This window comes from Candidatus Eisenbacteria bacterium, assembly GCA_018831195.1.
In the GTDB taxonomy this organism is placed as follows: Bacteria; Eisenbacteria; RBG-16-71-46; order CAIMUX01; family JAHJDP01; genus JAHJDP01.
In genome coordinates this window covers 18,025-29,718 of record JAHJDP010000076.1, presented here as the reverse complement: position 1 = coordinate 29,718, position 11,694 = coordinate 18,025, and the positions used below count along the sequence as shown (strand labels likewise).

At 54.2% G+C, this 11,694-nt stretch carries 6 protein-coding genes; all 6 read right to left on the bottom strand.

The window, feature by feature from the left end:
- Positions 1-137 precede the first annotated feature (137 nt).
- Positions 138-1,019 carry a macro domain-containing protein gene (locus KJ970_12700; GenBank protein MBU2691778.1) on the bottom strand — a complete coding sequence of 294 codons (882 nt, stop codon included), beginning with the start codon at positions 1,017-1,019 and terminating at the stop codon, positions 138-140.
- A gap of 17 nt (positions 1,020-1,036) precedes the next feature.
- Positions 1,037-1,531 (bottom strand): DUF4433 domain-containing protein, encoded by a 495-nt coding sequence (locus KJ970_12695; GenBank protein ID MBU2691777.1) that lies wholly within the window; start codon positions 1,529-1,531, stop codon positions 1,037-1,039.
- Between the two features lie 317 nt (positions 1,532-1,848).
- Positions 1,849-2,637 (bottom strand): transcriptional regulator, encoded by a 789-nt coding sequence (locus KJ970_12690; protein ID MBU2691776.1) that lies wholly within the window; start codon positions 2,635-2,637, stop codon positions 1,849-1,851.
- A 147-nt stretch (positions 2,638-2,784) separates the two neighbouring features.
- Positions 2,785-4,281, bottom strand: coding sequence for a DUF4080 domain-containing protein (locus tag KJ970_12685; GenBank protein ID MBU2691775.1), 1,497 nt, complete (start codon positions 4,279-4,281; stop codon positions 2,785-2,787).
- 46 nt (positions 4,282-4,327) lie between these two features.
- Positions 4,328-5,455 (bottom strand): hypothetical protein, encoded by a 1,128-nt coding sequence (locus KJ970_12680; protein ID MBU2691774.1) that lies wholly within the window; start codon positions 5,453-5,455, stop codon positions 4,328-4,330.
- Between the two features lie 239 nt (positions 5,456-5,694).
- Complete coding sequence (locus KJ970_12675) at positions 5,695-11,628, bottom strand: DEAD/DEAH box helicase (GenBank protein ID MBU2691773.1); 5,934 nt, start codon at positions 11,626-11,628, stop codon at positions 5,695-5,697.
- Between the last annotated feature and the right edge of the window lie 66 nt (positions 11,629-11,694).

Below are 11,694 nucleotides of genomic sequence, written 5' to 3'. Positions count from 1 at the left end.
GGGCTCCCTCCGCTTGCACCGTCAATCCTCTCCCAGCACCTTCCTGCTTGTTTGAACCCTCTCTTTTCCTGGACATCTTCCCCTCCTTGTTTCCTTGGTTTTACCCCAATTCGGTGTCCAAGAAAACTGGGGACGCCTCACAATTCTAGTCCGAATGGAGATTCGAAGCCTTCTACGAGTCTAGAAACTTTATAGAATCGATTTCTTGTATCCGGTTTGTCCTTCAGTAATAAATTCGCATCTTCAAGTGCACATGGTACTAGCTTCAATTGTTTGTCCGGGGCCGCATCGCCATTCTCGAACCCCGTAATGAAATGGCCGTCGACCGAACTCAAGACATGTCGCAGATTCTCGGCATAAGGTCCATAAATGGCCTTCGTGAACTTCAAGCGCAGCGGCTCCCCCGCTTCCTGCATAAAGTACATCAACTTGTGTACTTCCAAGAGTGTAACATTAGGATCCAGCAATCCGCGAATATATCTATCCATTAGACCGATCAAAGCTGCGCGTCCGGGCGTCATTTTAGGCACCTGCTTTGTACGGCTGGGTCGCACGCGTGCAGGCCCACCACCGGGCTCAAAGATGACAATGGAAATGTCATGGAGTTTTGATAGAAATTTCTCCATCAGCGGGCGCACAGACCCCCAATCCAATCCACCAAGTCCACATCCCAAGGGCGGAATGGCAATTGATTCAATTTTGCGCGACTCGATTTCATTTACGAGTGCCACAAGACCGGATTCGATATCCTCAATTTTACTCTTGGCCCTCCAGTGACGCTTGGTCGGAAAATTTATTATATAATGTGGATTTGTCAAACTTCCGGTTTCGTAAATAAACATCCGGCCCGGTTTGACATCATCATGCTTGCAGGCGGATGCATAAGCCTTGAAGTTGCCCGGAAATGCTTTCTTGAATTGAAAAGCTATGCCACGTCCCATGATGCCAACACAATTGACTGTATTGACAAGAGCTTCTGCGTCTTCGGATAGAATGTCGCCTGTTTTGTATTCAATCATAGATCTCTCCACCGACATCAATAATACCACTCTGGCAAAATTAGGACAGGTGGTTTATGAGTCGCGGGCCCGAGAGCTTCTCTAACTTGACTTTGGACCCCATGCGAAAAGACCCCGTAGGCGCCCGCATTTGACAGTGTGAAGGCCCATCGTAGGCTATGCGCTTCTGCCCAGGACACCGTCTGCCTGAAATCTGCTTCCAGGTGTACAATAGGCTCCTGCCCGCCATGAAATGCCAATTCCGGATCATTGGCACAATGGATCATGTAAAGCATGATTGATCGCGGGCACCAATAGAATGGCACGCAGGCGCCAACGAATAAATCGGGATGGCTCGTCAGCCTAAGTTCGGTGAGTCGCCGCCTCTTGATTCGGTCCATCCCGATTGTAGTGCCATGCAACCTCTGCGAGTCGGCCTCGGCGTCGCACCAAAGAAATTTGTCTGCCACAATTGAGGGCAGGCGATCCACATGAACTATGTGGTAGATTTTCGGGTGTGCAGGTACCACCATGGCTGCTAAATCCATTCCTCAGAGAGTTCAGGCTCCCCCGGCCACCTCATGTTCCTGCATAAGATGCGCCTATCTCGGTTGCTCCCTCCAGCAGTTAACCTTGGCCCATAAGCCTATAAACATGCAGAAAGGGTATCAATATCATTCCTTCTATTCAATTTGGGACGCTTCGATTTCCTAAACCAAATTACTGCAGGCCGGAGTTCGAATCCGCTTCCCTTCCCCTGCAAATCATCCTCACCCCCCATCCTACCCACCAACGGCATCAGGACGGAATCCGCTCTGCAGGGCAACAGCCTCCACCTGGCTTCGTCTTATCATACCCCCGCCTCCTCGGGCGGCCCATTCAGCTCATCCGGGACAATCAGGCGCCAGCGGCGGTTCAGTTTGCCACCCAGCCTGCGTTGCATATAAACGGGCTGCTTTGGGAGTCGGGTCTGCAGGGCTTCCAGAGTCGAGGCAGGGATTGCCAGATCCGCTTGCCGTGACTCTAGAAAGAAGCCCACACGCGCCGCAACGCGCGCACTATCGAGGAGTAGAACATACTTGAGCAATGCGACCGGATCGATGGCGGGTAGCGCGGCAAGAGAGCGCCAGACTTCCTCGATGCCGCCCGCAAGTTCCGGGCGATCCAGCACATCAACAGCCGTCCGCTCCAGATTGGTCACCCGCAATTCAAGGCCTTTGCGATCCAAGGTATCCACCCAGTTTTCGCCGCGGTTTGCGGATATCTGTGCCCGCGGGCGCACGGGAATCAGAAGCCGACCTCGATAATGAGCCGTCTTAACGCCCGTCCAGGTCACGAACGTGAAGCGTTCAAAGATGCTCTGGGCACAGCCGTGGACCTCGAGCGCGGTATGATAGGCGGCCGCCGCATCGGACGCCATGCGCGAAGCCAGGACCGCGAAATCGGGTAAGACCTGCGTGCCCTCCCTGTGATGCTCCAGGCGCACAAAGAGACCACGTTTTACACGCTCAATCCGCCCCTGCCGGCGCCAGCGCGTTAGTGTGCGGTCCAGCGTGGCTGTAGATTGCTCGGGGAGAGCAGACCGCAGTTCAGTACGTGTAAAGACCGGGTGGGACAAAAGGAATTGCTCAGGCGACATTGCGTTAGACCTCCATAACTGGACACAATTTACCAGTTGCGGCGATGCTGTGCAAGATCTAATTCAGACAGTATCTGATCGCTTGAATGTCGAATTCTCCAGAATTGTATCTCAGATCTCTGCGTAGGCAGGCGTCAGCATCAGTTCTCATCTGTCGGATTCTATACCACTTTCAAGATGCCGGCGCTGGCGTTTTAGGTACGGGACGGATGACGGATGCCGCTGCGGCCGCCGGATCGGACGATCGTTCCGCTGGGCCGTCTCCACCGCTTCCGGAGGCAGCCCGCGGACCTCTTTCAAGTATTGCGTCAAGGCTCGCGTGAGCTCGTCCAGAGGGATGGAATGATCCCGGCCGAAGTGATCCGAGGCCCATGCGCTCCAGGACCAGAAGGCGAAAAACGGCGACGCCTCATCTCGCCAAATCAGTGGGACCAGGTTGGGAAAGCGGCCGCTGTTAAAGGTGCGATCCCAGAAGCGGGCGAAGCGATTGAGCTGTTGCATCGTGGCGGCGTCCATGAGCCGGTTTTGTATAAGATCGTAGGGGGCTTCCTCACGATAGACCATCCCCCATTCCCGGCTGTGCCGGCGGATGGGAGCCCCGCGCAGGCGTTTCAGGATCCCGACCTGAATCTCGTGCGGGCCGGCCGCCAGGAGCCGATCGAATCCCCGCGCAAAGCTGTCGAGGTCTTCACCGGGCAAACCCGCGATGAGATCGGTGTGGAGATAGGCGTGCGTGTCCCGGCGCAGATGGCTGAGAGTTTTTAGAGCCTTCTCGACCGAGTACCGCCTGCCGATCCGTTCGGACACCTCCGGATTCAGCGTTTGAAACCCGATCTCGAGCTGCAGGCTTCCCGGCGGAAACTCTCCCAGCAGGCGGCAGAACGATTCGGGAAATCGATGCGGCACCGCCTCCAGATGCAGAAACGTGTCGTGGGGCGACCGGTTCAGAAAGAAGCGCAGAATCTTTTCGGCCCGCTCCAGGTCGTGATTGAAGGTGCGATCCACAAATTTAAAATGCCGCGCGCCGCGATCCAGCAGGCGCTGCATTTCCTCGAGAAAGGCCACTGTTTGGAAGTAGCGTGGGGCGGTCTCCAGGGCGGATAGGCAGAACTCGCAGCGATAGGCGCATCCCCGCGAGGCTTCGACATAGATCACGCGATGGGCGATATCTTCCGGCTTGTAGGTGTCGTACGGGAATTTTAGCTCGTCTAGTGCGCAAGGTTCAGCCTGGATGATCCTTGCTGACGGACGTTTCCCAGCCAGCAGGTCGCGGCAAAGTTGGGCGAATGCCAAGTCACCCTCGCCTTGAATGACAAAGTCGGCCCTTTTAACGACGGTCTGATGTTCGGCTTCAAAGCTTGCCTCCGGTCCGCCCAGGACGATTGTGATCTTAGGGGATTTTTGTCGGATGATGTCTACGATCTCCGCGGTTCTTTGTACATTCCAAATGTAGACGCCCAAGCCCAGGATCTTGGGAGCCTTTTTCAGAATTTGCTCCGCGATCTCTTCGGCCGGCTGCTTTACGCGGAACTCTTTTAAGGCAGCTCGAGGCCGGAGATCGCCTAGGTTAGCCAGCAGACAACGCAGCCCCAACGAGCTGTGAATGTACCTGGCGTTCACGGTTGCGAGGAGGATGTCGGGCATGACTGAATTATCATTCCCCTCAAACATGCAGATGATTTTTTCATAGTCACATACCCAAGACCAACCTCCTATATGAAAGCAAACCCTCGATATATTCCTTTTGTTCTATCTGTCGGTTGATGACGCTGAAATATCTAACAGTCTTTTCCATCTGTGTGGACTTAGCCGCACCAACAAAATGATTAATGATAGAGAAAACTCCACCTCCAATCCCGATCCCGACACTTGCACCAGGCCCACCAGCAATATAGCCACCGAGCATGCCAATTGATGTAGCTACTGTCTGAGTTTTCCAGTCCTTTATAATTCGCCGCAGACTGCACCGTTTAAAGTCCTCCACCTTCTTCTTGAATTCCGTCGTTGCGTCCCCAATCAGCTCATTTGCCCTCTTTTCATCGACCACTCGCTCCAACTCAAACTCATCTGCAATCCTCTTAATGAAGTTGGCCGCCCCTTTTCTCAAATCATCATATTCATCCCGAATTTTGACAACCTCGGCAAAATCGAGCTTGTCGATATTCTTTGGTACCATGAATTCAAATACCCCGGCAATCAAGGATTTCAAATTTCCGCCTGCTGGCTTGGCCTCACCAACAACCCCCAACTGATTGCCATAAATGGAGAAATTGGCAATTTCTCTATTGGTAAGCGGTGACATATTGCGATGAGCGGCCATCGTATGCGTGAGACAACTCATTAACAATTCAGCTGCGTCTTGCCGTATCACATAGTGTTCATTATTATATATATCGACCTTTTCCCTTCGCCTTAATCCATACTCAAGCAACTTGGTCCCCACCCAATCGGGCACCTTCCCAGTATTCAAATAAAATGGCGCGTCAGTATAAAATCCTTCCGAGTCCAGTTCCTTGAGAACCCTGACTAGCCAATCCGGCAAATTCCCTGGCAGGTCCTTTTTTAAAGTAGAAAGCCATTTCAGTTGTTTAATAATTGCGCGCTTTCTCTGGTTTAGATAGTTCATGTCCAGGACGGCCACAGGCAATGTCTGAACATATTCTTCTGGCAAACCCCATTCTGAGGAGATTTTCTTGGCTCCAAATACGCTCTCCATTGGGTCCGGGACAATCCGATAAATCCTATTCCACAAAAGCAGTTGTGTCTTAAACCACTCCTTGCTTGGCAAATAGCTTGGATAATATATTGCGTCAAGCATTAGACCTCCTATTTGTCGACTCAGAAGAAATCCGGCGACCTAATGACCTCAATATATTCTCTCCTATTTTGGAGAATAGCGAGATCAATGTGACTCGGATATCTTGTAACATCATAAACGATAACGTTAGGTGAATGAGTCAAAACAATCCCCGCGTAATCCTTATCCCGCTAAGCATTCCCCTTTTTGATTGTTTTCTATTGGCTCTTTGCAAAGAATCTCTGATCACTCATTCTTCCTTAGACTTTGCCAAGAACCTCTGCCAACTCCGCCACCACAGCCACCTGCCCTTCATCCTCACAGGTCAAACAAATCGGCTCAAAAGAGGGGTTCAGCGGTTTCAGCGTAATCTTGATATGCCGCCACGGGCCCTCGTCACCGGCAGATTTCTCGCTCTCGTATTGCTTGACCGTATATCGCGCCCCAGTCTCCGGATCGACCTGATCGCGGAGTTGGACCAATACGATTTTCCCCTGCCGCGTTCCAGTCACCGGGCCCGAAAAAAGACAATAGGACCCATCGGGAATCCGAGGCTCCATGGAGCGCCCGACAACCTGGGCCACGAACATCCCGGCCCGCAGTTTCCGGCTCGTCTTGACCTCCACCCACTCCCATTCTCCGTCCGCGACATTCTGCGATTCGCCGAAGCCGCCGGCTGCGACCTCCAATGGGACCAGTGGAACACACTCAACGTATTTTTCGGCTGCTGAGGGATAGACACGCTTTAATGAAAATTCTCTATTCTCGGAAGCTGCCTCGCACGCCCGCTTAAACCACAGCGAGTCCTCGGGCAATGCCTTGCGAATATCGTCTTCTCTAAGAAATCCAGCTAATCGTTTGAAATGAGTCGTCATGGCTCCCCGATCATCTAGATCCGTCACCGCAATCTCAATGACTTCATAGCCATGATTCCGCAACCAGGTCCTGATCGCCCGATCCTTTTCAGCAGTGATAGGATTGCCGTGGAGATGTTCACTCAGGCCATCGAGATAAATGCAAATCCCCTCATTCTCCTCATGATAATCAGCTCGATAGATAACATCCGGCGTTGTGGAACCGGTTGCCCGATCCAAAATGATCTGTTCTCCCCGAACGCCATCCTCAAATCCAGCACCAAGCAGCAAATGCCGCAGCTTCCGCTCTGCTTCATTTACTGTGTAAGCTCCGTCCTCAATAACCTTAACCGCTGAACCGCCCGTCGCCGGAATTTCATGCCCAAAAGCCAGCCCCGAACCCCACTCATCAAACTTTTCCAGCGCCACCCGTCGATCCAGATGCTTGTGAAAGAAAGCATTTCGGAACGTCTGCAGGCAATCGATGCACGATGTATCACAATTCGAAGGACACCCGGCGACAATCTCCCGGGCCGCCTCAACGATCTCGCCAAATCGACCGCAGAACTGCTCAAGAAGCCCCGAACCACCCGGCATCGGATCCCAAAGATAGGCATCCACTTCTTCCCGATCCAAATGGCCGATAACGAGTATCTGGAGATCCTCCTGATGCATATCAAGAATCCGCGCCGCCGCGGTCCGCAGAGCCTCCAAAACGCTATAGGCCACGGTGGGATTCTCACAAGAAACCAGCGACAGCGCGTCCGCAACCACGTCAGTGTAAAAACCAACTGACTCAACCGGCCGACCGCAACGATCCTGATGCGACGACGCAAAATGCTCTCGCTGGCGATCCGATGACGACGGGGAAACACTTTGTCCGCAAACAATACAGACCGGATACCCAATGCGTTGTGACCTCTCAATCTCTCGCGTCGCCCCGACATTCACCAATCGCAGACGAACGCCCTTGCGAACATGAACATCCTGCTTGCCCCAACTAAAAGCCTTCCCACCCCGGTGCTCTCCCCTCTCCAATCCAAACACCGACACCGGCATCTGAAACCGGAACTCCTCCTCATCGGAGATATGCGATTGATGCACAAGATCCACATCGCAAACGGAAATCGCCGGCAGAACCATGGCGCCCAATGCGCCCGGATCCACCCCCGTCCCGATCTGTCTCACCGCTCGACGCTCCATCGAAATCTCATACGAGGGCATCTCCATGCGATGCTCATCCACTTCGCGATGAAATTGCCGCGCCACGAAGCGATGGCCATTGGCATAGATCAGGTTGCCGGGCACATACTCCCGCAGCGCAACACTCGGCGGCCGCGGCAGCGCCAGATCCCTGGCCCCGTCACGCCAAAAGGGGATTTCCGCGGATCCCAAAATCGACCCAACCTCAAGTCCGTATCCCGGCAAAAATCCCTCCGCGGCGAGAACACTGTATGTGTGTACATCCTCAAATCCTTCCGCCTCCCGCCGCCTCCGCCGATCTGTCCCCTTGAGCCGCCTGACAACGCGATCGCAACGCCTGAAGAGCGCATCGTCCTCCGGCTCCAGATCCCCCTGCTCCTCCCGAAGTTTGTTCAAACGACGGATTTGTTCCATCGCCCATCGCAGTCGGCGTTGCAAGCGATCCAAGACGGCGGATAAACCCTCGGTCGTGCTTTCGACATGCCCCCGCAAAGCCTGCGGCGTCACAACCTCCTTGTCGGCCTCCGGCCATCCCTGGCGAAACGCTCTATCCACATAGTCAACAAGATCATCCATGTTCTCGTTAATAAGATGCTTTAGCCCGGAAATGTCGAGTGGCGTCTTCCGGATCAGGCCGCTATCAAACAGGTAATGAGTTACCCGATTCGGAATGCAATCTCGGAGGATCCCAGCGATGCGCTCTCGATCCTCGAATGAGCGCCTCTCATCCCGCGAGTATTGATGCAGCCGGGTGATGACGCTCGCATGGACATGTTTGGCGACCATCAGGTCATTGCTCAGATTGAAGGCCGGAGGATCAACACGTCCGCTCAGCAATTTCAGCGGATCGGCGAAGTAGGCGCGATCGTGGGATACGGGACGGCAGTAGGTCATGTCCACCGCCATCCGGTGACGCCGGCCGGCACGCCCGGCCCTCTGCCAATAATTCGCCGGAAGCGGCGGCACATTGCGCATCAGAATCGCGTCCAGCGCCCCAATATCAACCCCCAGCTCCAGCGTCGGCGTACAGACAAAGCAGTTCACCGCATCGGACGTGCCTTTGAAGAGATTCTCAAGCCGTTCCCGGTCTTCATGCGGAACCATCGCCGTATGCTCCTCCGGACGGAGCATGGAGTAGCCCTGATCGAGGATTTGCAGGTCATAATTATCCGGATCTTCCGGCAGATACGCGAGAACTCCCTCGCAGCGATATGCCGGACAACGACTGTGCGGTGTATTGCGTATCGAGCGTCGCCTGCATGTCTGGCAGCACCAAACACCATGGTTCCCCTGCAGACGCAGATGATCCGCATCGACTTGATACAGGCCACTCAATCCAGGCAGGGGTTTCCCCTTTGCACCCGTCAGGCGAACCGGTTTCAGCAGCTCAAGTTTTCGAAGAAACTCAAAAAGGCTCTCCAGGAAATCAGCAACATCTGTAACTTCAACCCCCCACTTCCGAACAATCTGGTGCATTGTTGTCTGACCGCGGCTTGTGATCCACTGAACGATGTATCGACCTTCCTCAGCCAATCCCCGCTGCAGCTTTGTACCAATCGGTCCCCACGTCTGAGGAAGGTATCCATACTGGAGTTCCTGATCCCCTTCCTGCCAGTACTTGGTGAAGACCTGATATTCTGGATCAAAGAGAATGCGCCGGCGCCGCAGAATATCGAGCAGGCTGGCAACACCCTCCCGCAGATGCTCCGCCGGTAATCTAAGTTGGTTTGCATGATCCTGAATCCAAGGCAGAGAAGCATTCAGCCCTTCATACTCCACCCGCATCCTTCCCCAAGGCTCCAAACCGACCGTCTGCCGCCCCGTCATCGTCACTTCACGGAGCACCTGAAAACGCAGAAACTTGCGCCTCTCCTGCTCGTGCCGTCCCCCCTTGCCCTCCTTGCGGGCAACCAGCCAAACCTCCGGCACCAGCGCACGCGAGAGCACTTCATCTTTGTTCAGAACATCATCCAAGTAATGGACAAGGTCTCCCACAGACATGGGACCTTGCTTCAGTCCCTCCGCCATCAGCGCGCGAAGCCGGAAACGCCTGGCGTGATCCTTCATCCACCCGGCCTGGAACGCGGCATCTTGCCGGTTGTCGCAAAAGACCAGCAACCGCGGCCGTTCGGAATGATGAATCATGTCCTGCGCCAGAATGTGCACATCGGCAACATTAGTTGCGCGTACGGTTCGAGCGGGCTCGCGATACCTCCCGCCGATATGACTGCCGGTGGATCCGCATGAAATACATCGTGTGAGATTTCCGGGATTATCTTCTTTCTGGCGGATGGCGAAAAGCCGCACGCTTTGCCCCACTGAGCTGCAGTAGATGCAGCGCGTTACCGACCCCGGAAAGGCCGCCCCGCAACCGCGGCAAAAATGAAGCTCGGCGGTCTGATCACTCTCCTCGATCGCCTCGTCATCTGTCCCGCCCACGATTCGATCGGTGAGGACAACACGCCGTCCACCCTGCGCTTCAGCCAATGGCTCCCAAGAGTGGCTGCCCTCAGACGCATCACCGCCGCCTAGTCCTCCAGCGTAAAATTCAAAATCTTTGAGAAAGGCGACAAAGTAATGCTGACCGCAGGTTGTACAGGTCATCACAGGGAAATGATGGCTCTGAGATTCTCCCTGCGCCGCCGCAATCTCATCCTCCGCCGCAAGCCACAAATGCGGATCATCAGCATCTTCAGCAAAGCTCACCACAGCGCCACTGATTCCCCGGATGAATCCATGCACGACAGGACGCAGCAGCGGCCGCTCCTCAATCCGCGCTGCCGCTCCCAATGTCAGCCAGGACAAGATCTCAGCCTCACACACGGGGCGCCCAACGTGTTTGGCTAGCTCTTCGGGAAGCTGGTTCAGATTCCAGGGCTCGGCGAGGAGTTCAGTCAGGCGGAAGACAATCTCATTTTGTGAAAGGGATTCATACAGCGCCACAGACCAATCGCCCGCAGGCAGTTCAGATCCCGCGAGATCACGATAAACAGCACGTATAGCGGCGTCGGTGCCTTCACCTTTATCAACCGCCTCCACACATGCGCTCAGGATTTCATTGGGATCCTTCTTTGGCGCCGGTGGGATACTCCTCTTCCCTTCCCACAGTTCTGGTTCATAGGCTTCGCCAACGGTTTGCACATCACTCTTTGGCACACCAAAGAAACGGGAAGCGAAGTCACGCGCTGCTTCAGGATTCTCTTTGTCAACGATAGTCGCCGATGTCGCGACACAGACCGTGTCACTTTCCTCGCGTCCACAGAAACTACGCAATCGCCGGATCAAGCAAGCCGTCTCAGCGCCCTTGGCTCCTGTGAAGGTGTGCGCCTCATCAAAAACGAGATAATCAAGCCGGGCATCTGCGAAGAGTTCCACATCGCGTTGGCGCGTCAGAAGCAATTCAAGCTGATTCACGTTGGTGAGGAGGATTCGAGGCTGCCCACCGGGTTTGCGCATTTCTTCCCTTGAGCAGACTTCTTCAGGTGGATAGACAGAATCAGGCCGTTTCTCGTCTCTCAATTCCTCGAGTTTCGCAATATAATCTGCATGAGATGAGCCCATCGGAAGTCGGATGCCGGTAACTTCACTTTCTGTTTCCGGAGTCTTTCCAACATACATACCAAAGGTGATGCCGGTCCCAGCCAGCATCCCACGCAGTCGCCCGAGCTGATCTTCCGCCAACGCATTCATGGGATAGCAGATCACGGCGCTGATACCGGGTTTCGCCTTTGCCTCCTTAATCTCCAGACACCGGCTTACGATCGGCCAAAGAAAACATTCTGTTTTACCCGAACCAGTGCCTGTGGAGATCAGCGTGGTTTTCCCCTCATGAATGGCGCGAGTCGCATCTTCCTGATGTCCATAGATATGTGTAATTTCCTCCGGGATCAGGTGGCGCATGTGGGGATGGAAGATGCCTCGGCCAATAAGATCCACCACCTTCGCCCCACGGCGAAAAGGTCGCGAAAGGCTTACGTAGGGACCCTTCATCAATGGTGATTGGCGTGTCTCATCAAGCGATAAGAGCGACCGCATCTGGCTATGCAGACCTTCGTCGGCGAAATGATAAGCTGTCAGCTGATATCTCAGGAAACTGCGCAGAACACGTTCGGAAAAGATGATTGGATTAAGGGACATTAGTGTCTCCCATTACTACCCAGCTTGCTGCAGGCTAATTTGTGCAATCTTCATTTCATTTTATTT

What these genes read in the sequence shown, in the direction of transcription:
- KJ970_12685 (MBU2691775.1), bottom strand. Translation starts at nt 4,281, where the DNA reads ATGCCCGACATCCTCCTCGCAACCGTGAACGCCAGGTACATTCACAGC.
- KJ970_12675 (MBU2691773.1), bottom strand. Translation starts at nt 11,628, where the DNA reads ATGTCCCTTAATCCAATCATCTTTTCCGAACGTGTTCTGCGCAGTTTC.
- KJ970_12695 (MBU2691777.1), bottom strand. Translation starts at nt 1,531, where the DNA reads ATGGTGGTACCTGCACACCCGAAAATCTACCACATAGTTCATGTGGAT.
- KJ970_12690 (MBU2691776.1), bottom strand. Translation starts at nt 2,637, where the DNA reads ATGTCGCCTGAGCAATTCCTTTTGTCCCACCCGGTCTTTACACGTACT.
- KJ970_12680 (MBU2691774.1), bottom strand. Translation starts at nt 5,455, where the DNA reads ATGCTTGACGCAATATATTATCCAAGCTATTTGCCAAGCAAGGAGTGG.
- KJ970_12700 (MBU2691778.1), bottom strand. Translation starts at nt 1,019, where the DNA reads ATGATTGAATACAAAACAGGCGACATTCTATCCGAAGACGCAGAAGCT.